Source organism: Roseovarius sp. YIN77, from assembly GCF_057219155.1.
Map to the genome: position 1 here is coordinate 89658 of NZ_JBXVVI010000001.1, position 23130 is coordinate 112787.

Genomic DNA, 23130 nt, shown 5'->3' on the forward strand with positions numbered 1-23130 from the left:
AGACTGACAGCGAACTCCCACATGAACGATTGGATTCGACCGAACATGCGACGTTATTCTGCCTTTGCTATCGCCAGAGAGGCCGCGCGTTACCATCAGGGATGGGAACGGGCGTGGCGCTCTCCTGAACCGAAATCTCGTTATGACGTTGTGATCGTCGGTGCGGGTGGTCATGGATTGGCCACAGCCTATTATCTGGGCAAAAACCACGGCATCAAGAACGTGGCGATTATTGAAAAAGGTTGGTTGGGCGGCGGCAACACTGGCCGCAACACCACCATCATCCGGTCGAACTATTTGCAGGATCCATCTGCGGCGATCTATGAAAAGGCGCGGTCGCTATATGAGACGATGAGCCAGGACCTGAACTATAACGTCATGTTCAGCCCACGCGGTGTGATGATGCTGGCCCAGACCGAACATGAGATCCGTGGCTACAAACGTACGGCACAGGCCAATGCGTTCCAGGGTGTGGCGACCGAGTTTATCGGCCCCGAACGTGTGAAAGAGCTGTGCCCGATCATGAATATTGACGGGCCGCGTTATCCAGTTCTGGGGGCGCTGTGGCAGGCCCGTGGGGGCACGGCGCGTCACGATGCGGTGGCCTGGGGCTATGCGCGTGCCTGTTCCGACATGGGCATGGATATCATCCAGAAATGCGAAGTCACCGGTGTGCGCAATGAGGGCGGCAAGGTCGTCGGCATCGACACGACCAAAGGTGCGATTGATTGCGGGAAGCTGGCGATTGTTGTGGCCGGCAACTCTGGCCATCTGGCGGAAATGGCGGGCTTCCGTTTGCCAATGGAATCTGTGGCGCTGCAGGCGCTGGTATCAGAGCCGATCAAGCCTTGCATGGATGTGGTTGTGATGGCCAACACCGTGCATGGCTACATGAGCCAATCTGACAAGGGTGAGATGGTGATCGGCGGCGGGACCGACGCGTTCAACAACTACACCCAGCGCGGATCGTACCACCATATCGAGGAAACCGTGCGTGCGCTTGTTGAGACCTTCCCAATGATCAGCCGTCTGAAGATGCTGCGCCAATGGGGCGGGATCGTGGATGTGACCGGGGACCGCTCGCCAATTATCACTAAAACGCCGGTTCAGAATATCTTTATGAACGGTGGTTGGGGCACGGGTGGGTTTAAATCCATTCCGGGGTCTGGCTGGGCGATGGCGGAACTGGTGGCCAAGGGCGAACCGGGGCCGCTTGCTGCCGAATTTGGCTTGAACCGCTTTACCGAAGGCCGCTTTATCGATGAAAGCGTGGCCGCCGGTGTGGCGCACTAAGGGGATTATGAAATGCTGATACTTGAATGTCCCTATTGCGGCGTGAAGGCCGAGGAAACGGAACTGGCCGCCGGTGGCGAGGCGCATCTGAAACGGTTTGGTCCGAACTCGTCTGATGACGAGTTTGAGGGCTACCTGTTCATGCGCGAAAACCCGAAGGGTGTGAACTTTGAACGCTGGCGCCACGCCAATGGCTGCGGCAAGTGGTTTCATGCCGCGCGCTGCACCATGACACTGGAGGTGTTTGGCACCTATTCCGCACAAGTCACTGAACCACCTGCCGATCTGGTGGCGAAGATCAAAAAGAAACGCCCTGAATGGGGGGGCTGGAAATGAGCACACGTCTGCAAGGCAAAGGCCGTCTGGTCAATCGTGACCGCGCGCTGAATTTCACCTTTAATGGCAAGCGCCTGAAGGGGTTTGAGGGCGACACGCTGGGATCGGCTCTGCTGGCCAATGACCAGATGATGGTTGGCCGGTCGTTCAAATATCACCGCCCGCGTGGGATCGTGGCGTCAGGGGCGGAAGAGCCCAACGCGCTGGTCAATATGGGGCAGGGCGATCGGTTTGAACCGAACCAGCGCGTCACCACGACAGAGCTGTTTGACGGTCTGACCTCGACCTCGCAAAACCACTGGCCGAGCCTGGAATTCGACATTGGCGCGATCAACAGCCTGTTCGCGCGGTTCCTGCCCGGTGGGTTTTACTATAAAACCTTTCTGTTCCCGCGCCCGTTCTGGAAACATGTTTATGAGCCCTTCATCCGGCAATCTGCCGGTTTGGGGAAGGCGCCAAAAGACCGTGATGCCGACCGGTACGAACATTTCTATGCCTTCGTTGATGTGCTGGTCATCGGCGGCGGGATTGCTGGTTTGCAAGCGGCCAAGGCCGCCGGTGAGGCCGGTGCCAAGGTTCTGCTGGTTGAACAAACCAACCACTGGGGCGGTCGCGCACCTGTGGACGGGGCAGAGATTGATGGAAAACCTGCCGAGGTGTGGGTGAACGACACGATCCAAGCCCTTGAAGCAATGGACAATGTGTCAATCCGCACCCGTGCCATGGGCGCCGGTGTTTATGATCACGGCTATGTCACCGTGTACGAGCGTGTGGCAGATCACACCCCGGGCGATGGCAAGCCACGTCACCGTCTGTGGCGGGTTCGGGCCAAGCAAACCATCACCGCGACCGGCGCGATTGAACGCCCGCTAAGCTTTGCCGGGAATGATGTTCCGGGTGTGATGCTGGCCTCTGCCGTACGGGACTATGTGGTGAACTGGGGTGTGTCGATTGGCGACCGTACCGTTGTGGTCACCAACAACGATGACGCCTACCGCACCGCGATCACGCTGAAAGAGGCGGGGCTGGATGTACCTGCGGTGATCGATGCACGGGAAGAGGCCAACGGTCCGCTGGTGCAGCGCGCCCGTGAATTGGGCATTCGCGTTGAAACCGGCAAGGCCATTGGCAAAGTCAAAGGCGGCAAACGCGTCGAGGGTGTGGGCATGACCCTGCAAATCGGCGAGGGCGGTGCGCTGGACGAAATCAAGTGCGATGCTGTTGCCATGTCCGGCGGCTGGTCCCCGGTTGTGCACCTGTGGTCCCATTGCGGCGGCAAGCTGACCTGGGATACGGAAAACGCGTTCTTCAAACCCGATCCGAACCGTCCGCCCACCGGCGACAATGGCGAGGGCATGGTGATCCCAGCAGGGACCGCCAATGGTGCGCTGGCATCGAACGATGTTCTGGCCGATGCCCATACGGCAGGGAAAGCGGCGGCCAAGGCGGCGGGCTTCACCCCGAAACGCAACGCCGCCCCGAAAGCAGCTGAAGAACTGTCCGCGCCCATGCTGCCGGTCTGGATCATGCCGCAGGGCGCTGGCCCTGATCTGCGTATGAAGATGTGGCTGGATTATCAGAACGACGTGAAGGTTTCCGACGTTCAATTGGCCGCGCGCGAGGGGTACGAATCTGTTGAGCACACCAAACGTTACACCACGTTGGGTATGGCGACGGATCAGGGAAAACTGTCCAACATCAACGGCTTGGCGATTTTGTCTGATGCGCTGAACCAGCCTATTCCATCCACAGGAACCACCACGTTCCGGCCCCCGTATACGCCGATTTCCATGGGCGCGATCGCGGGTGAGGCACGCGGTGAGATTTTCCAACCCATTCGCAAAACGCCTGCCCATGGCTGGAGCGACACTAACGGCGCGGATTGGGAACCGGTGGGTCATTGGCGTCGCCCCTATTGCTATCGACGTGGGGCGGAAACCCGCGAGGAGGCCGTACATCGCGAGGTGATCAACACCCGCCAGAACCTTGGTCTGCTGGATGCGTCCACGCTGGGTAAGCTGGTGGTGAAGGGGCCGGATGCAGGGCGCTTCCTGGATATGCTCTACACCAACATGATGTCGACGCTGAAGGTCGGCAAATGCCGCTATGGCCTGATGTGTTCCGAGAATGGGTTCTTGTCTGACGACGGTGTTGTGGCCCGGATCGATGAGGATACATTCCTCTGCCATACGACCTCTGGTGGCGCGGACCGTATTCACGGCTGGATGGAAGAGTGGTTGCAGACCGAATGGTGGGACATGAAAGTCTATGTCGCCAACCTGACGGAGCAATACGCGCAATTCGCTGTTGTTGGCCCCAATGCCCGCAAGGTGTTGGAGAAACTGGGCGGCATGGATGTATCGGCAGAGGCGGTTCCGTTCATGGAATGGCGTGACGGGCAGATCGGTGGTTTTGATACCCGTGTGTACCGGATTTCGTTCTCGGGTGAACTCAGCTATGAGATCGCGGTACCAGCTAGCCAAGGCGCGGCCTTCTGGGAGGCGCTTCACAATGCTGGTGGTGAGTTTGGCGCGATGCCTTATGGCACCGAATGTCTGCACATCATGCGGGCCGAGAAGGGCTTTATCATGATCGGGGACGAAACCGACGGCACCATCATTCCGCAGGATCTGGGTCTGAACTGGGCGATTTCCAAGAAGAAAGAGGATTATCTGGGCAAACGTGCGCAGGCGCGTTCGCACATGACTGATCCGAACCGTTGGAAACTGGTCGGTCTGGAAACGTTGGACGGATCTGTTCTGCCAGATGGAGCCTATGCGATCAAAGCGGGCACCAATGCCAATGGCCAGCGGAACATGGAGGGGCGTGTCACGTCCACCTATCATTCGCCAACGCTGGGCAAGGGTATCGCCATGGGGCTGGTTCATAACGGGCCGGATCGGATGGGCGAGGTGATCGAGTTCGGCAAAGTTGATGGAACCATGATCAAAGCCAAGATTGTCGATACCGTCTGGTATGACAAGGACGGGGAGAAGCAGAATGTCTAATGCTGTAAGTGCACTGAACCACGTTTCTGCCTCTGGCATTGCGGTGGTCGAGGAACTGGGCCTGAGGGGCATGATCACCCTGCGTGGCGATCTGTCGGATAAGGTGATTGCCAAGGCGGTCAAGGATGTCACCGGCGTTGCCATTCCCGGCCAGCGAGAGATTGCGCTGAACGGGGACAAGGGGGCCGCCTGGATGTCGCCAGACGAATTGCTGCTGTTGACCCCCTATGCAGAGGTTGAAGGTGCCGTTGCGGACCTGAGCACGGCGCTGTCTGGTGTGCATTCGTTGGCGGTGAACGTGTCGGACGCGCGAGTTGTCTTGCGCGTCCAGGGCGCTGGTGCACGCGAAGCCTTGGCCAAACTGGCCCCGGTTGATTTCGGTGCAGATGCCTTCGGCCCCGGCCAAATCCGCCGATCACGCTTGGCGCAGGTGCCGGCGGCGTTCTGGATGTCGGGCGAGGATGAATTCACGGTCGTGGCCTTCCGCTCTGTGGCCGAATATGTGTTCAACCTGTTGAAGACAGCGGCGATGTCTGGATCAGAGGTTGGGTATTTGTGAGGGAATATCAAATTTTCTACCGATAGCTAATTCTCAGATTGAAATCTTCCAAGGGTTGTGGGATCGGTCGATTCCGCAACCTTTTTGTTGGAGATCCAATTGAATTTTAGACCTAACGTTTTCGCCGCACTGGCAGCGGCAACAATCCTTTTTCCTATGCAAACAATGGCAGAGGAATATCGATGCTTTATTCGTCCAACTGATGATAACCAATGGGCTGAAGGAGAGTTTCTGTTTTCTGATCTTGACAGTGATCGCCCTGAGGTGAGCGGGTGGGTGACAGGTTACAACGATGATCAACCCATTCCGGTAGATATCCGCAGCTCAAGAAACGAAAAAATCGTGATGACTTGGGACGTTCACACTGTCAGCCGTACATCGCAACGTACCAGAATGCGTTACACAGCAACTTTAGAACAAGACACGATGCAAATGACTATGATGGCAAAGCCAAGACAGTTCAAAAACAGGTTTAGGGGCAGCGGAAACTGCGAAGAAACGTCCTAAATTACTTATGTTGTAGTCATGCTCTTGACCTTCCCCCCCTCAAACCGCCATCTAGGGGCCAAGAATAACGCTCGAACTTGAAAGGGGCTGACCTATGGCTTTTGAACTTCCCGATCTTCCCTATGCACATGATGCGCTGGCATCCAAGGGCATGTCTGCTGAAACGCTGGAGTATCACCACGACCTGCACCACAACGCCTATGTGACCAACGGCAATGCCGCGATTGCGGGCACCGAATGGGACAGTAAGTCGCTGGAAGAGATCATTGTTGGCACCTATAATGCGACGTCCGTGGCGCAGAATGGGATATTCAACAACATCAGCCAGCTGTGGAACCACAACCAGTTCTGGGAAATGATGGGGCCGGGTGACAGCGCCATGCCCGGTGAGCTGGAAGCGGCACTGGTTGAAAACTTCGGTTCTGTCGATGATTTCAAATCGCAGTTTTCCGCTGCCGGTGCGGGCCAGTTTGGCTCCGGCTGGGCGTGGCTGGTGAAAAACGCTGATGGATCTCTGGCTGTGACCAAGACGGAGAACGGCGTGAACCCGCTTTGCTTTGGTCAAACAGCTTTGTTGGGTTGTGATGTGTGGGAACATTCCTACTACATCGATTTCCGCAACAAGCGTCCGGCCTATCTGACCAACTTCCTCGACAATCTGGTCAACTGGGAAAATGTTGCCAGCCGGATGTAATTGGATCATCGCAATTTGAGAATTTGAAAGCGGCCGCCAGTTTGGTGGTCGTTTTCTTTTGCCAACACACGGTGCAGTTGGGTTTGCTGCATGTCCGGTACGTTTCGTGCTTGACCCCATGCCGGTGAACGCCGCAAATGCCCAGGTAAACCGGGAAGGGTGGGCGATGACAGATCCGGTCAAGGGCATATCGACGATGGTGATGGCATGCCTGATTTGGGGACTGTCGCCGCTGTTGTACAAAGCGTTGTCGCATGTGCCGCCGATGGAGGTTTTGAGCCATCGCACCCTTTGGGGCATGGTGTTTTTCCTGTGTATTTTGGCCTATCAGAACCGTCTGGCCCAGATTCCACCATTGTTTCGCTGGGGCAAGAGCTTTGCAATGATGGCGGTGGCGGCCCTGATGATCGCGACCAACTGGCTGATATTCATCACCGCGATCCAGCTGGGATTTGGGGTTGAGGCGGGGCTGGGATATTACATCTTTCCGCTCTTGATGGTTTTGGGCGGAGTGGTGGCCTTTGGCGAGGTTCTGACCCGATGGCGGATGTTGGCGATTGTGTTGGCGACTTGTGCGGTCGTTACCTTGACGCTTGGTCTGGGTGTTGCGCCCTATATCGCGCTGGCCTTGTCGACTTCCTTTGCCGTTTATGGTGTTCTGAAAAAGCAGATCACCGCCGGGCCGGTTTTGTCGGTGTGTTTTGAAACGATGATCTTTGCCCCTGTCACAATCGTCGTTCTGATTGGCGCGCATAGTGCAGGGTGGGGGGCTGATGACACGCATCAAGCGGGTGTTTTTGGCAGCTCTGTCCGCGATACCGGGTTGTTGCTATTGTCCGGCCCGGTTACGGCACTGCCGCTGTTTTTGATGTCTTATGCCTCTAAGCGGGTATCGCTGGCCACGGTGGGTCTGGTGCAATATCTAAACCCGACAATTCAGATTTGTGTTGCCGTTTTTGTGTTTTCAGAGGCGTTCACGCAGTGGCACGTGCTGGCCTTTTCAATGATCTGGGTGGCGTTGGCGATTTATTCTATCGAAAGTCTGATCCTGACCCGGCGCAAGCGACGTCAACGATAGATCAGGCCAGTTTTGCCAGCAGGCTGGTCATGTCCTGAACGTTGCTTAGAACATGCAAATAGGATTTCAGGTTTTTATCGGCAAACCCCTGTTCGATCACATGGTCGATCAAATCGACGAGCTTGTCCCAATACCCATCAGAATTTAGCAAGATAACCGGTTTTTCATGCAGTCCGATCTGGCGCCAGGTCAGGACCTCGAAAAATTCATCCAGTGAACCGGCGCCGCCGGGTAGAACAACGATGACATCCGAATTCATGAACATCACCTTTTTGCGTTCGTGCATGTTTTCGGTCACGACAAGGCTGGACAGGTCGCGTTTGCCGACCTCTTTTTGCATCAGGTGCACGGGGATGACGCCGAAGGTTTCCCCGCCTGCCGCCTGGGTCGCCCGGGCCACGCGACCCATTAGACCAACATCGCCGGCCCCATAGACCAGCCGCCAATTGTTTTGGGCCAAGGCTGTCCCCAAAGTTTGAGCGAGTTCGGCGTGCAGAGGATTTGCGCCGTCGCGCGCGCCACAGAAGACACAAACAGAGAGAGAAGCCATGATGTTTACCCGAGAGGACTTGTTTTGCACTCTGATATCTGTGTTGATACTCTGCGACAAGCGCAGACCAGAGGGGGTCTGCGATCAGTTTTGGGGATGACTGGGAATGGCTGACGGGACTTCTTCCGGTAATATGGGAAAATATGCGATTGGAGGCGGGGCAGTTGTCATAGCTGTGCTGCTTTATTTTTTCACAACCGGATCGGGTGAAGCGCCTGATCAGATGGTTGAGGCCCCCAGTCCTGAGGAGGCCGTGAGCGCCGATGCTACGGATCAGGTAGATGAGGCTGCTGAGGCTGTCCCCGAACCCGAAAGCATGACCGAAGAGCAAATTGCCGTGGAAGAGGTGTCTGAACCTGCTGAGGCGGAAGATGCAGTTGAAACCACCGACGAGGCGGAAAGTGTTGCGGATGACAGCGCTGTGGCCGAGGTGGAGGCAGAAACCACAGACCCAGAGTCGGTGATCACGTTGGATCCGATGCCGGTACCGGCGTTTGACATTGTGCGTTTGTCCCCTGATGGGCGCGCGCTGGTGGCGGGCCAAGCGGCCCCGGGATCCACGGTTATCATTCTGATGGATGGGCAGGAATTAACCCGCACCGTCGCAGATGCAGCCGGACAATTTGTGGCCCTGTTTTCAGTGGAGCCCGGCGGGGCGGCAAAGGTTTTGACCTTGTCATCAGAGCTGGACGGTATGGTGGCGGCTGCGTCAGATCAAAGTGTCATTCTGGCCCCGATCGAAATGGCTGCGGCTGAAATGGTGCCCGAGGATAATGCTGATGCCGGGGCGGCCACCGAACAAACGGCTGCTGAACCAGAAGAGCCTCAGCAAACGGCCGTGTTGCTGGCGGATGAGGATGGTGTGCGCGTTTTGCAGTCGCCAACTGCGCCGAACCGCCTGACCATTGATGCGATATCCTATTCGGACACAGAAAGTGTTCATTTGGAAGGGCAGGCCGAAGGCGAGGCAGAGAGCGCATCCGAAGGCTTTGTGCGCGCATATCTGAACAATGAGTGGGCACAGGCAGCCAAGATCGATCGGGATGGTCGTTGGAAGATGACGCTAAGTGGGGTCAACGCGGGAATTTACACATTGCGCATCGATCAGTTGAACGCCTCTGGTGATGTCGTTGCCCGGGTGGAAACCCCATTCCAGCGCGAAGATCCCGATATCGTTGCACAGGCTCTGGCTCAGCAAACTACGGATGAAAGTGTCAATCAGGCACAGTCATCAGAGGCGGTTGAAACCGCGGCCGAGGCACAGACCGCAGTGACGGATGTGTCAGTAGATCAGGCCCCTGCGGCCCCTGAAACCGAAGAGGTGGAGGCCGCCGATAGTGCGCCAGAGACACCAAAGCTGCCGGAAGTCGCGCTGGTCACGGTTCAGCCCGGGTTTACCCTGTGGGGAATTGCCACCCGAAACTACGGTGACGGCTTTTTGTATGTGCAATTGTTTGAGGCCAACAAGGACCAAATTCGTGACCCGGACCTGATTTATCCCGGTCAGGTCTTTACCATTCCAGAGCAAGACCCGGAAAACTGATCTTTACCTGTGTAGGATTGCACAGGCGAAACTGCGGGATTGATGGTGGTCAATCCCGACAGTTGGCATTAAATCTGGGTGCCTGCCATTGAGAGACTGACATGCGCCGAGTGACTTCTACCATGACATCAGAGGATGCCTCTCTTGAGAGAACCGCAAACATGCGGACCATTCGCAAAGTGTCCCCCTATCTGTGGCCGGATGCGCAGCCTTGGGTGAAACAGCGTGTAGTCTTGTCGCTGTTGGCGCTGTTTGTGGCCAAGGTGATCGCTGTCTTCACACCGTTTTTGTACAAAGCGGCGGTTGATGTTCTATCAGGTGACGCACCGGATGCGGCGTGGATGCTGGGGGTCGGGGCCATCGGACTGACCGTGGCTTATGGTATGTCGCGGGCCATGACCGTCGGATTTCAGCAGTTGCGCGATGTGATCTTTGCCCGGGTGGGGCAGCGTGCCTTACGGATGCTGGCGTTAGAGACATTCCAGCATATTCATGCGCTGTCGCTGCGCTATCACATCACCCGCAAGACCGGGGGGCTTTCGCGGATCATCGAACGGGGGGTGAAGGGCGTCGATTTCCTGCTGCGCTTTATGCTGTTGTCGATCGGGCCGTTGATTCTGGAACTGACAATGGTGGGGATCATCCTGTTTGTCGTGTTTGACGTCTGGTACTTGGCGATCGTTGTGGTGACCGTTGGCCTGTACATCTGGTTCACGTTCAAGCTGACCGAATGGCGGGTGAAAGTCCGCCGCGAGATGAACGATCAGGACACCAACGCCAATCAAAAAGCCATCGATAGCCTGCTGAACTTTGAAACCGTCAAATATTTCGGGGCTGAAGGGCGCGAGGCTGCACGCTATGACGAATCCATGGAGTTGTATGAAAAGGCGGCGCTGAAAACCCAGTGGTCCTTGGGTGCGCTGAATTTTGGGCAGTCTCTGTTGATCACGACAGGGCTGGTGGGCGTCATGGTCTTGGCCGCGATGGGGGTGCAACGCGGCGATCTGACTGTGGGCGATTTCGTGATGGTCAACGCCTATATGATCCAGATCACCATGCCCCTGAATTTTCTGGGCACCGTCTATCGCGAAATCCGGCAGGCGCTGGTCGATATGGGCGAGATGTTCGAGCTGTTGGGCCAACCGGCAGAGATTGTCGATGCCCCGGGCGCCAAGCCTTTGCAGGTCAATGGAGGCGAGGTCAGTTTTGACGCGATCCGCTTTGGCTATGATACAGAGCGGGAGATTTTGAAGGGCGTGTCGGTAAATGTGGAACAGGGGTCAACACTGGCGATTGTAGGGCCGTCTGGTTCCGGTAAATCGACCATCGGGCGGCTTTTGTTCCGGTTTTATGATGTGACGGGCGGGGCCCTGCGCATTGATGGTCAGGACTTGCGGGATGTCACGCAAGAAAGCCTGCATTCCGCCATTGGCGTGGTGCCGCAGGATACGGTGCTGTTCAACGACACGATTTACTACAATATTGCCTATGGTCGGGCTGGTGCGACGCGGGACGAAATCATCGGTGCTGCGCAGGCGGCCAAGATCCATGATTTCATCATGAGCTTGCCCGAAGGCTACGAAACCCAAGTGGGTGAGCGCGGGCTGAAACTGTCCGGCGGGGAAAAACAGCGGGTGGGCATCGCGCGCACTATCCTGAAAAACCCGCCGATTCTGTTATTGGACGAGGCGACAAGTGCGCTGGACACCGACACTGAACGCAGCATTCAGGAGGCGCTGTCAGAAATGGGGCAGGGGCGCACGGTGATCACCATCGCCCACCGTCTGTCCACCATTGCCGATGCCGATCACATCGTGGTTTTGCAGGAGGGCGAAGTGATCGAGGAAGGCACCCATGACGCGCTGCTGGCCAGCGAAGGGCGCTATGCCCAGCTGTGGCAGCGTCAACAGGCGGAGCGGGAAGAGGCGGCGTGACCAAGGTTTGATCACGCCTGAGGATTAAGCGATTACGACGTCGTCGATGTAAAACTCATCCCCGGCGCTTGCCTCGATCGAAAGCTGACCAACGTCTATCTCGTTCAGGGTATAGACACCGTTCGCATCCAGATCGGACTCTGTCACAGTAAACTGATCATAGATGATGCCCGATGTATCGGCGAGCGAGATTGTCGCGGTTTCACCTGCACCCAGCCCAGAGAAATCCAGGCTGACCAGATCGAACGTATCCAGGTCGCGGTGGTGGATGTTCATTTCGTGTGTGTCGCCGTTGGCTTCGGTCCAAACACGGAATTCATCATCGCCGTCACCGTCATAGTCATAATCGGAGGTGCCAGTATCGCGTTGCTCAAAATTTTGAGTGGCGGAACTGAGTTGTGATACAACATAGGTCCCGTCTGGACCGTCAGCATACTGGTAGATGCCTAGAAAAGTGAGGGCCAGGTCAAGGGTCATGGTTTCAAAGGTGATCATGCCCGAGGGCGCGGGGTAGGTGACCTGAATGGTGACATCGCCGTATTCACTGCCGCCCATGCCATCAGAGGCCTCATACCAGAACTGGATGACGGGTGGGTTTTCGCCAGCCCCTGGGGGCGTGTCGTACTGGCCATTGGGATCCCATGTCAGTGTGCCATCCGGGTTCAGGGTCAGGATGGTTCCGTCATTCAGAATGCCACCATCGGTGTCATTGAAATAGGTGATGTCCACCCCATCGGGGATCAGATCGACATCGTTGATGTTGTCGCCGTTCAAATCAACCTGCACGTCGATGATGGTGCTGATGGATAGGCCGACACCGGGATCGGAGCCCTCGATATAGTCATTGGCCAAGACATCGATCGTGACGGTCTGATCAAACTGGGTGAAATCTGCGTCGCCTTGGGTGATGATGGCACCCGTGGATGGCGTTTCAACAAAGAGGATGGTTTCGACATTTGTCAACGTGTCCACGTCGCCGGTGTTCAGGTCGGTTACGGTGTAGCCAATGACGTTGGTTCGGCCATTGGGTTTGACTTCGGTGATTTCAGTGACTTCGTAATCGACACCTTCGACACCGTAATAGATCGCTGTGTCGAATTTCCCGCCGCCGCCATCGATTGTGTCACTGCCCGGTCCGCCCCAGATCAGATCGGCGCCTGCGCCACCGTTTATGGTGTCATCCCCTTCGCTGCCATAGAGCGTGTCGTCGCCGTCGCCACCCTCGATGATATCATTGCCTGGGCCGCCATCGATGAAGTCATCTCCGCCCAGTCCCCAAATCTCATCATCGCCCGCCGTTGCGGGGCCGATTAGGGACAGCAGATCAATGGTGTCATTTCCATCGGTTCCGACGATCGCGCCGGGTGGAGGATTGCTGTTATTGTTATTCTTTCCACCGCCGTTTGTGTTTTTGGGGGGCATTGTGAATATCCATCTGTAGTCGCGCCCCTCACCCTGCCAAAATCAAAGGAATTGGGAAAACAAAACCGCATAAAGATGGCGAAAGTTTGTCAGATGCCAATTTTTCGGAAACAAAGGCGATCTGGCCAGTCGATACTTTTCAATCTGGAAACGCTTTGGGCAGACACGACATGGCAACCCAAAGCCGTCACTTTGCTGTTAGGCCTGCCTACTCAGCCGCGTGAATGGGGCTGTCTTTGTTGGCGGCGAGCGGTTTTTCCGGATCTTCTGACGCTCTCTCGTCCTGAGCATCGAGAAAATGATCCATATCCTCCCACAGGATTTCCGGCGGGGGTGCGCGGCGGGCGGTGCGTTTCAGGGCCCAGTCTTGCGCGGCGCGGCTGGTCCGACCCATGGACATTTTCGTCAAAAGACGCGCCAGCCAACGGGCATAGGTGGTGATCCAGACCCGCAGCGCCAGCATCGACGGGGTGAAAACCAGTGTCAGCACGGTGGCGATGCCAAGACCAAACACAACAGCGGTGGCCAGTTGTTTCCACCACAGTGCGGTCGGGCTGTCGATGGAATAGCCGCCATTGATGAAATCCAGGCTAAGACCCATCATCATTGGCGTGAGGCCTGCCATCGTGGTGATCGTGGTCAGCAGCACCGGGCGGATACGGGCCTGAGCGGTGCGGGTGATCGCCTCGATCCGCGGCATATATTTGGAATATTCCTGATAGGTGTCGATTAGAACAATATTGTTGTTCACCACGATCCCGGCGAGGGCTACGATACCGGTTCCCGTCATGATGATCGAAAAGGTCTGATCCATGACCAGCATCCCGATCAGCACGCCGGTGGTGGATAGAACCACGGCTGTCAGCACCAGAAAGGCGTTATAGAAGCTGTTGAACTGCGCCAGCAGGATGATGAACATCAGCCCCAACGCGCCGGTAAAGGCCTGCGACAGGAACGCGGCGCTTTCTTCCTGATCTTCCTGATCGCCGGTCCAATCCCAGCTGATACCAGAGGGAAGGGGTCGGTCATTTTCCAACCATGCGGTCAGGGTTTCGATGCGTTCAGTCGGTGTTAGTGGCAGTTCAACGGATGTGCCGTCGGCATTCGTCGCCTCGATCATCAATCCAGTTTCGACCCCGGCCTTGATGTCAAAATAACGCTGCTGATCGCTGCGGTCGATCTGGCCCAGCTTCTTCACCGGGGTGCGGGTGACAAAGTTGGACAGTGGCACCAACCCGTCGGCCGTGCGAACCTTGAGCGTGTCGAGTGTGGACAGGAAACGGTCCTCTTCTGGCAGCCGGACGCGAATTTCGATCTCTTCGTCAGAGCTGTCCACGCGCATCGTATCGAGCAGGAGGCCGCGTGTGACCAATTGGACCATACCACCCACAATGGCCACGTCGGCGCCGTAGCGGCCAGCCTTTTCAACGTCCACGTCGATCTGCCAGTCAATGCCGGGCAGGGGGGTGGTGTCCTCGATCAGGATCAGACCAAATGTGTCTTCGAATTTTTGCCGGGCGGTGGCGGCGGCCTGTTGCAGGTCTTCCCAATTGTCGCCTTTCAGGCGCAGATGCACAGGTTTTGCAGAGGCAGGACCGCGGCTGAGGTTTAGAATTTCGGTTCTGATCCCCGGCAGGGTGTCGAGCCTGGCCTGGATATTGGCCAGCACGATATCGCCGTCGAGTTCAGCGATGTCAGAGCGGTCTTCCCATTTGATCAGTTCGATCTGCACCTGCCCGATCGTGTCGCGCGGCGCGGTGGCCCCGCCGGTGTTGGAATTGAGCCCCCCTTCGCCGGCAAAGGCAAAGGCGCTTTCGACGCCCGGGGTGCTGAGGGCGATCTCCTCGACCTCCCGCACGGCCCGATCTTTTTCCGTCAAGGACAGGTTTCCGCGTTGGCGGACATAGATGATCGCCTGTTCTGGTTCGCTTTCTACGAAAAACTCTGTTCCGTTGTTGTTGGCCCCGAAATAGGTGAAGACTGACATCACGAAAAAGATCACGGCGCCGATGGTGACCAAAGGCATGATCGGATTGGCCGCGATGAAATGGATGAAGCGGCCAAATAAGCTGCGGCGATATCCTCCGGCGACATTCTTGGCAGCGCGTTCAGTTTTCGCCGCGCCGAAGGTGATGGCGGTCAGCGAAGAGCCCAGCAAAAACAGAACTGCCCCGGGCAAGAGGGACATGATCCCAGACATCGGGGCGGTGCCGCCAAACAGGTAACCCGGGTTGAGCAATTGCATCGCGCCGAGAAAGATCAAATACATCGATGGGGGCACCAATACGGCGCGTTGCCACCAAGGGAAGCGGCGTAAGAAGTCAGAGGCATGATGAAAATGCCGGGACAGGCGGCCAGACACCCCACCCATCACGGGCAGATAGATCAAAGCCACGATCAGCGAGGCGGACAAGACGAAGATCAGGGTGACGGGCAACATGCCCATAAATTCGCCCGGGACACCGGGCCAGAACAGCATGGGCAGGAACGCACAGAGCGTCGTTGCGGTGGAGCTGACGATCGGCCAGAACATGCGTTTGGCGGCCTCTACATAGGCATGCATGGGGCCGGTGCCCTGCTGAATGCGTTTGTCGGCATATTCAACCACCACAATAGCGCCATCGACCAGCATCCCCACAGCCAGAATCAGGCCAAACATGACGATGTTTGAAACCGATATGCCCATCAGAGCCAGCAATACGAAACACAGCAGGAAGGAGGTGGGAATGGCAAAGCCAACCAACAGGGCCGAACGGACCCCGAGCGCGCCCAGAACCACGATCATCACCAGTGCGATTGCGGTCAGAACGGAGCCTTCCAGCTGGCGCACCATGCTTTCAACCGTGTGAGCCTGATCGTTGGAGGTGCCGACCTCGATCGCCTGTTGCAGTTCCAGTGGCCAGGATTTGCGTGTGGCCTCTATTTCCTGTTCGACCAAGGCGGTCGTGTCGATGATGTTATAGCCTTTGCGTTTGACCACCTGCAGGGCGACGGTTGCTTCGCCGTTAAAGCGTGCGGTGCCGGTGCGATCCTCAAATGTCAGGCGGATGTCGGCCAGATCGCCCAGCGTAATCACCCGGTCCCCATTGGTTTTGACCGGCAGGTTGAACACGTCTGAAGGTTCATCAAAGGAGGATGGGATTTTAACGGAAAACGCGCCGGTGGCGCTCTCGATCTCTCCGGCTGCGATCAGTTGGTTGTTGTTTCGCACGACATTGATCAGTTCCGCGGCGGTGACGTTGTAGGCCTCAAGTTTTAGCGGGTCGATGACGACTTCCATCATCTCATCGCGGTGACCGGCGAGCGGAGCCTCCAACACCGGTTCCAGAGATTCGATCCGGTCCTGCAATTCCTGAGCGTAGCGCAGCAGCGTTCGTTCCGGCACCGGGCCGGTCAGGTTGATGATGACGATTGGGAATTCGGAAAAGTTGATCTCGTTGATCGAATAGCTTTCCGCACCCTCGGGAAACTCGGCCTCTGCCGTGCCCATGGCATCGCGAACCTCGGCGATGGTGGCTTGTTTGTCCCAGCCAAACTCAAATTCCAGCAGCATCCCGGCATAGCCTTCGGCGGCGGTGGCATTCATGGATTTTAGGCCGTCGAGATCGGCAAGCTCTGTTTCCATCGGTTGGACGAGTAGTTTTTCCGAATCTTCGGCAGAAATGCCGGGGAAGGGGACGGAAACGAAAATCGCCGGAATATCGATATCTGGCTCACCCTCTTTGGGCAGTGTGGCATAAGCCAGACCGCCCGCCGTCAACGACAGCAGGATAAAGGCCAGTACCATGCGCGCACGGCCGGCTGCCCAGTCGACAATACCGGTCATTGCGACGCCTCGCGGTAGGTGACATCCAGCGCCACCCCATCGGTCACGAATTCCTGACCGGATACGATAACGTCAACCTGTTCGGGCAGGCCTGCCAGCCACGCCCCTCGGGTCGTGTCACGCACGAGGCGCGTTGGGGCAAAAGCGGCCTGATCGTTTTCATCGACCAGCCGAACCCCCAATCGCCCGTTGTTATCCAGGGTTAGGGCAGATTGCGGAAGCAAATGCGCGGGGCTGCCCTCAGACGCGATCAGAATCTCGACAGTTTGCCCGTCGCGGATTTTCTGATCATCATTTGGAATTTGGATTTCCACGCGGAAGGTGCGGGTCAGCGGATCGGATGAGCGCGACAGAAAGGACACTGTGCCGGAAAGCTCATCGCCGGTGGCCAAGCGCGCACCAGCACGCGCGCCGGTTTCAATGCGGTTGACCTCTGTTTCAGGAACAAACCCAACCAGCTTTATCGGGTTGAGTTGAATGATGGTGGCGCAGGGGGAACCGGGCTGCATCAATGCGCCCAATTCGGCGGTGTCTGATTCAAGCAGTCCTGAAAACGGGGCACGGATTTCAAGCCGCTGCAATTCTGTCTGGGCCGCTTCGACCCCGGCCTGGGCGGCCTGCAATTGTGCCCGTGCAGAGGCCAGGTTGGTTTCTGAGGCGAATCCGCCCTGAGACAGCCGCTCTGACGCTGTAAAGTTTATCTGAGCTTCGGCCCGGCGTGCCTCTGCCTCTGCCAATGCTGCGTTTCTGGTGCCAACTTCCAGCTTGCACAAAAGCTGCCCGGCCTCGACCCGTGCACCTTTGCGCAAGGGTTCAGACACAATCAGGCCTGATATCTCTGACTTGACCTCGACTTGCCGAGCGGCCTCTGTCTGGCCGCGCAAAACAATCGCATTGTCAACGACTTGCGATTGAGAATGCACGGCAACAACAGAAACTTTAGGTCCGCTTTCAGCATCTGATACGCCGTCTGCGGATGAGTCGGAGGCCATGGGTGCGATTTCAGGATCCGCGCCGGTGGCAAAGGCGATGACCGCCTCGCGATTGAATACAAGGACCGCCAAAACCGCGGCGACGATGACTGCCGTTATCAACGAAAAAATCTTCATGAATACTCACAACCCTGAATTGTAGGCAAAATTTTGTCGGAAAATAGGTTTTTCGTGTGGATTTCCGTTATCTGCCACAAACTGAACTATCCAGTTCACTATAGTTGTTCTCACGCGTGTTTTCAAGCGACTGAATTGCCAATTGCGCCACTTGGCAAATTATGTGTGATCAGGGTAAGAGAGACCAAACCCCGGTGATCGGGGATGGAGGTATGGTGTGAGCAACACTGACAGTTTTATCGAAGAAGTCAGCGAAGAAGTCCGTCGCGACAAGATGTTCAAACTCATGCGGCGTTATGGCTGGATCGGGATCACCGTTGCTGTCCTGATCGTTGCCGGGGCTGGCGTGAATGAATGGCGCAAAGCGCAAAACACGGCCACTGCGCAAGCGTTTGGAAATTCTGTGCTGGATGCGCTGTCCTCAGATGAAAGCGTCCAGCGTGTTGAGGCCCTGCAAGCGATAGAAGTTGACGGGGCAGCGGGGGCGGTATTGGCGATGCTTCAGGCTGCCGAAACCCAATCTGATAGCGATCCAGTAGCGGCGGCAGAATTGTTGCAGCAGATCGCGGACAATGCCGACATGCCGGTTGTGTACCGAGAGCTCGCGACATTGAAACGCACAATCATTCTGGGGGATCGGTTGAGCATGGATGAGCGGCGCAATCTGCTGCTTGGCGTGGCCGTTCCCGGGTCGTCTTTCCGTCTTTTGGCCGAAGAACAACTGGCCCTTTTGGATGTCGAAGGTGGCGACACGCAGGGTGCAATTACCAGATTGCAGGCGATTATTTCGGATTCCGAGATCACACCGGGGTTGCGCAATCGCGCGACACAGTTGATTGTGGCGCTTGGTGGCGCGTTGGACGCAGTCTAAGCGCTTGAATAAACAGCCGATCAGCCTGGGTGAGGTTTGGTCGGAGTGTAAAAAAGTAAGTAAGGGCGGGGGTATGGCCGTGATGTTGCGCAATTCTGCAGGGGTCCTGGCGGTATTGGCCTTGCTTTCGGCCTGTTCGGACAAAGAGATTTTGCTGACCGGGGAACGGATCGACGTGTTGGATGATGCCGCGCCGGTCGCACGCGCCGTCAGTTTCGAAACACCCGCGCCTGTGAGCAATGCCAGCTGGACGCATCGCAATGGATCGGCCAGCCACAAGGTTGATCACCCCGCATTAGGCACGAACTTGTCTTTGGTATGGAGCACCGATATCGGGGCAGGAAATGATCGGAAACATCGGATCAGCGCTGACCCAGTGGTTTTGAACGGCCGGATATTTGCAATGGATTCGCAATCTCGGGTCTCTGCCGTGTCGGCGACCGGAGATGTGCTTTGGGCCAAAGATATGGTTCCGGATTTTGACGATGGCCGCGATGCCGCAGGCGGGGGTCTGGCCGCCGTGGATGATGCCGTGTTTGTTACGACGGGATTTGGCACTTTGTCGTCTTTGGACGCGGCCACAGGCGACATCCGCTGGACACAACGTGTTGATGGGGCACTTTCCGGTGCGCCCACTGTTTATGGTGATCTGGTCTATATGGTTGCCCGCAACGGCACAGCCTGGGCCATTCGAAAAGATAACGGGCGCATTGCCTGGTCCATCCCAGGTGTGCCGGGACAGGCGGGAATGACGGCCAGCGCCGCGCCAGCCGTCACGGATCAGGTGGCGATTTTTCCTTTCGGATCGGGTGACCTGGTTGCAAGTTTCCCGCGCGGTGGTGTCAGATTATGGGCTGCCAGCCTGTCGGGTGCGCGTGTTGGCCGTGCCTACACCTTGTTTAGCGATATCACCGGCGATCCAGTAATCGATGGCGAAATTGTCTATAGTGGCACGTCGGGTGGTCGGACGGCGGCGTTCAACACGCGAAGCGGAGAAAGACTGTGGACCGCAGCCGAAGGCGCCATGAGCCCGGTCTGGCCCGCGGGTGGGTCCGTCTACACCGTCACGGATGAATCCCGTCTCGTCCGGCTGAACGCCGAAACCGGAGAGGCCATTTGGTCGGTCGATCTGCCCTATTTCCGTAAAGAACGCCCCAAGCGCCGTGGTGAGATCTATCCGCATTTCGGGCCAGTTCTGGCGGGTGGATTGCTGCGTGTTGCCTCTGGCGATGGCGTATTGCGTTCGTTTAGCCCTGAAACCGGGACCCAGCAGGGCGAGGTTGATTTGCCGGGCGGGGCGGCTTCAGGTGTCGCCGTGGCTGGCGGTACGCTTTATGTCATATCTGAAAAGGGCAAACTCCACGCTTTCCGTTGACGCGCGAATGGTGTATCGGGGCGACTTGATCCGGTTCGGAGCCTAAAAATGTCATTCACTCTTGCGATTGTGGGGCGGCCCAATGTGGGCAAATCCACCCTGTTTAACCGTCTGGTCGGCAAACGGCTGGCGCTGGTTGATGACCAGCCTGGCGTGACCCGTGACCTGCGCGAAGGCAATGCAAAGCTGGGCGATTTGCGCTTTACCGTGATTGATACGGCCGGGCTGGAAGACGCCACCGATGACAGCCTGCAAGGACGGATGCGCCGGCTGAGCGAGCGCGCGGTGGATATGGCGGATATTTGCATTTTTATGGTGGATGCGCGTGCCGGATTGGTGGCCCCCGACCATATGTTCGCCGATATCCTGCGCAAACGCGCCAAACATGTGATTGTGGCTGCCAACAAGGCCGAGGGCAAAGCAGGCGAAGAAGGCGTGTTGGAAGCATATGCGCTGGGTCTGGGTGAACCGCTGCGCCTGTCTGCTGAACATGGCGAGGGATTGGAAGATCTCTATGCCGCGCTTATCCCGATTGTGGATCAGGTCGAGGCCGAGGCCGTGCAGATCGATCCGATCACCGATGTCAGTGTTGAAAGTGATGAAGAGCTAAGCGAGTCTGATGCCGAAGAGGCCGCGCAGGCTGAACAATTTGCCCACGTACCGACCAAAAAACGCCCGCTGCAAGTGGCGGTGATCGGTCGCCCGAATGCCGGGAAATCCACGCTTATCAACCAGCTTTTGGGCGAGGATCGCCTGCTGACCGGGCCAGAGGCCGGAATTACCCGCGATTCTATTTCTTTGACGATGGATTGGAACGGCACGCCCACCCGTATCTTTGACACCGCCGGAATGCGCAAAAAGGCCAAGGTTCAGGACAAGGTTGAAAAACTGTCAGTTTCTGACGGCTTGCGCGCTGTGAAGTTTGCCGAGGTCGTCGTGGTTCTGTTGGATACGGCCATCCCGTTTGAACAACAGGATCTGCGGATAGCCGATTTGGCCGAACGTGAGGGTCGCGCCGTGGTGCTTGCGATCAACAAATGGGATATCGAGGACAATAAACAGGAAAAGCTGCGCGATCTGAAAGAGGCATTCGGCCGTCTGTTGCCGCAATTGTCTGGCGCGCCTTTGGTGACGGTCTCGGCCAAAACTGGGCGTGGCATGGATCGGCTTTACGAGGCGGTGATGCGGGCCCATGACATCTGGAACCGCCGGGTGACGACCGCGCAACTCAACCGCTGGCTCGTTGGAATGTTGGAGGCACACCCGCCTCCTGCACCAGGCGGGCGCCGGGTCAAGCTGCGCTATATGACCCAGGCCAAAACCCGGCCACCCGGATTTGTGGTGATGTGTTCAGATCCGGAAAAGTTGCCAGAAAGCTATAAACGCTATCTGGTCAACGGCTTGCGCGCGGATTTTGATATGCCCGGCACGCCGATCCGTCTGCATATGCGCAGCCAGGCCGATAAAAACCCCTATAAAAACAGAAAAAAATCGACGCCCTCGCGCCTGCGCAAACACCTTGGGAAAAAACCCTTGGGCTGATTGCGGCCTCCTTTCGCCAAAAATACCTTGGGGTGAATTGGCCAACGGCCAAGAGGGGCAACGCCCCTGATCATCCGACACCGATAATCAGTTGCCCGGGATGATTTTACCCGGGTTCATAATGTTGTCAGGATCGAGGCTGCGTTTGATCTGGGCCATCACATCCCATGCTTCGCCATGTTCGGCGCGCATGTATTTCAGCTTGCCAAAGCCAATGCCGTGTTCGCCGGTGGCGGTTCCGCCCAATCTGAGCGCGCGTTCGACCATCCGATTTGACAGGTCCTGTGCGATGGCCAGTTCTGCCTGATTGCCGGGTTGCAGCAGCATGACCGTGTGAAAATTGCCATCCCCGACATGGCCAACGATCGGGGCGATCAGGGGGCTTTCGTTGATGTCTGTGCGAGTTTCCTCAATCGCTTCGGCCAGTTTTGAAATTGGCACACAGATATCCGTGGTCAGCCCGGTTGATCCGGGCCGCAGGGCGAGGCTGGCATAATAGGCATTGTGGCGCATCGCCCATAGGCGGGTGCGTTCCTCTGGTTTTGTAGACCATTCAAACCCGCTGCCGCCAAATTCACAAAGGATGTCGCCAAATCTGCGGGCGTCTTCGGCGACGCTGGTGTCAGAGCCGTGAAGCTCGACCAACAAATGCGGTTTTTCCGGCATGTTGGCAGAGGCGTATTGATTGAATGCGCGCGCTGTCAGGGCATCGACCAGTTCGATCCTGGCCATGGGAATGCCGGTTTGAATGGTGGCGATGACGCTGTTGACCGCATCCTCAACCGTTTCAAACGCACAGATGGCGGCGGCTGTGGCCTCTGGCCGGCCATGAAGTTTCAACGTCAGTTCCGTGATCAGGCCCAATGTGCCCTCGGCCCCGACAAACAAACGCGTCAGATCATAGCCAGAGGCGGATTTCCGGGCGCGGCTGCCGGTGCGAATGATGCGGCCATCGGCGGTGACCACTTCTAACGCCAAAATGTTGTCTCGGATCGTGCCGTACCGCACCGATGTTGTGCCGGAGGCACGAGTGGAAGCCATCCCGCCGATGGAGGCATCCGCCCCCGGATCGACAGGAAAGAACAACCCGGTTTGCCGCAGTTCCGTGTCTAGCTCTTTGCGGGTAATGCCGGGTTGAACCACGGCGTCCATGTCTTCGATATTGACGGCGAGAACCTTGTTCATTCGGGAAAAATCAACAACCAGCCCGCCTTGAATGGCGAGGTTCTGGCCCTCCAGCGATGTGCCTGTCCCCCAGCCAATGATGGGAATCAGATGTTCGGCGCAGATTTTGACGATGGCGCTGACGTCTTCGGTGGACTGGGGCCAAGCCACCGCCTCTGGCGGGGTGTGAGGGAAATGTGCCTCGCTCTGACCATGATGATCAAGATCAGGCTTGGAGGTGCTGAGCCGATCGCCTAAAACGGATCTAAGGGCGTTGATTGCCGCAGTCTGCATTTTATTATTTCTCTGTTGGGCAGTG

17 protein-coding genes are annotated in these 23130 nt (G+C 57.1%); 12 read left to right on the forward strand and 5 right to left on the reverse strand.

The annotated features are described in order from the left end of the window. Positions 1-45 precede the first annotated feature (45 nt). From AC2D8P_RS00450 to rarD, 7 genes are all read left to right on the forward strand, one after another. Entirely contained in the window at positions 46-1293 is a 1248-nt protein-coding gene (locus AC2D8P_RS00450; protein WP_484699483.1) for a sarcosine oxidase subunit beta family protein, read from the forward strand. 12 nt (positions 1294-1305) lie between these two features. Then, positions 1306-1629, forward strand: a complete 324-nt coding sequence (locus tag AC2D8P_RS00455) for a sarcosine oxidase subunit delta (RefSeq protein WP_484699485.1) — start codon at positions 1306-1308, stop codon at positions 1627-1629. Then, positions 1626-4637: a sarcosine oxidase subunit alpha family protein gene (locus tag AC2D8P_RS00460; RefSeq protein ID WP_484699487.1), complete on the forward strand. Its 3012-nt coding sequence runs from the start codon at positions 1626-1628 to the stop codon at positions 4635-4637. The genes AC2D8P_RS00455 and AC2D8P_RS00460 overlap by 4 nt, the downstream gene beginning before the upstream one ends. Then, positions 4630-5196 carry a sarcosine oxidase subunit gamma gene (locus AC2D8P_RS00465; RefSeq protein ID WP_484699489.1) on the forward strand — a complete coding sequence of 189 codons (567 nt, stop codon included), beginning with the start codon at positions 4630-4632 and terminating at the stop codon, positions 5194-5196. Before AC2D8P_RS00460 ends, AC2D8P_RS00465 begins: the two co-directional genes overlap by 8 nt. 99 nt (positions 5197-5295) lie before the next feature. Further along, positions 5296-5703, forward strand: coding sequence for a hypothetical protein (locus tag AC2D8P_RS00470; protein WP_484699491.1), 408 nt, complete (start codon positions 5296-5298; stop codon positions 5701-5703). 94 nt (positions 5704-5797) lie between these two features. Further along, positions 5798-6397 carry a superoxide dismutase gene (locus AC2D8P_RS00475; RefSeq protein WP_484699493.1) on the forward strand — a complete coding sequence of 200 codons (600 nt, stop codon included), beginning with the start codon at positions 5798-5800 and terminating at the stop codon, positions 6395-6397. 166 nt (positions 6398-6563) lie between these two features. Beyond that, positions 6564-7475, forward strand: coding sequence for an EamA family transporter RarD (gene rarD / locus AC2D8P_RS00480; protein WP_484699495.1), 912 nt, complete (start codon positions 6564-6566; stop codon positions 7473-7475). A 1-nt stretch (position 7476) separates the two neighbouring features. Here rarD and AC2D8P_RS00485 read toward each other — a convergent pair whose 3' ends face one another. Beyond that, entirely contained in the window at positions 7477-8025 is a 549-nt protein-coding gene (locus AC2D8P_RS00485; protein ID WP_484699497.1) for an LOG family protein, read from the reverse strand. Positions 8026-8131: 106 nt separating this feature from the next. Between AC2D8P_RS00485 and AC2D8P_RS00490 the strand changes: the two genes are divergently transcribed. Together AC2D8P_RS00490 and AC2D8P_RS00495 are read left to right on the forward strand one after the other, a co-directional pair. Further along, positions 8132-9568 (forward strand): LysM peptidoglycan-binding domain-containing protein, encoded by a 1437-nt coding sequence (locus AC2D8P_RS00490; protein WP_484699499.1) that lies wholly within the window; start codon positions 8132-8134, stop codon positions 9566-9568. A 101-nt stretch (positions 9569-9669) separates the two neighbouring features. Then, on the forward strand, positions 9670-11502 hold the full coding sequence (locus AC2D8P_RS00495; RefSeq protein WP_484699501.1) for an ABCB family ABC transporter ATP-binding protein/permease: 1833 nt from the start codon (positions 9670-9672) through the stop codon (positions 11500-11502). Positions 11503-11526: 24 nt separating this feature from the next. Here AC2D8P_RS00495 and AC2D8P_RS00500 read toward each other — a convergent pair whose 3' ends face one another. From AC2D8P_RS00500 to AC2D8P_RS00510, 3 genes are all read right to left on the reverse strand, one after another. Continuing rightward, entirely contained in the window at positions 11527-12924 is a 1398-nt protein-coding gene (locus AC2D8P_RS00500; protein WP_484699503.1) for a calcium-binding protein, read from the reverse strand. Positions 12925-13132: 208 nt separating this feature from the next. Continuing rightward, the gene (locus AC2D8P_RS00505) at positions 13133-16750 is read right to left on the reverse strand and encodes an efflux RND transporter permease subunit (protein WP_484699505.1); all 3618 of its coding nucleotides are present in this window, start codon (positions 16748-16750) and stop codon (positions 13133-13135) included. Further along, positions 16747-17859 carry an efflux RND transporter periplasmic adaptor subunit gene (locus tag AC2D8P_RS00510; RefSeq protein WP_484699507.1) on the reverse strand — a complete coding sequence of 371 codons (1113 nt, stop codon included), beginning with the start codon at positions 17857-17859 and terminating at the stop codon, positions 16747-16749. Before AC2D8P_RS00510 ends, AC2D8P_RS00505 begins: the two co-directional genes overlap by 4 nt. A gap of 217 nt (positions 17860-18076) precedes the next feature. On the opposite strand from AC2D8P_RS00510, the gene AC2D8P_RS00515 reads away from it, so the two are divergent. From AC2D8P_RS00515 to der, 3 genes are all read left to right on the forward strand, one after another. Beyond that, entirely contained in the window at positions 18077-18730 is a 654-nt protein-coding gene (locus AC2D8P_RS00515; protein ID WP_484699509.1) for a hypothetical protein, read from the forward strand. Between the two features lie 73 nt (positions 18731-18803). Continuing rightward, complete coding sequence (locus tag AC2D8P_RS00520) at positions 18804-20105, forward strand: PQQ-like beta-propeller repeat protein (protein WP_484699511.1); 1302 nt, start codon at positions 18804-18806, stop codon at positions 20103-20105. 48 nt (positions 20106-20153) lie between these two features. Further along, complete coding sequence (der, locus tag AC2D8P_RS00525; protein WP_484699513.1) at positions 20154-21647, forward strand: ribosome biogenesis GTPase Der; 1494 nt, start codon at positions 20154-20156, stop codon at positions 21645-21647. An 87-nt stretch (positions 21648-21734) separates the two neighbouring features. Here der and AC2D8P_RS00530 read toward each other — a convergent pair whose 3' ends face one another. Continuing rightward, a complete protein-coding gene (locus tag AC2D8P_RS00530; RefSeq protein ID WP_484699515.1) occupies positions 21735-23105 on the reverse strand; it encodes an FAD-binding oxidoreductase in 1371 nt (456 codons plus the stop codon). Positions 23106-23130: the final 25 nt, after the last annotated feature.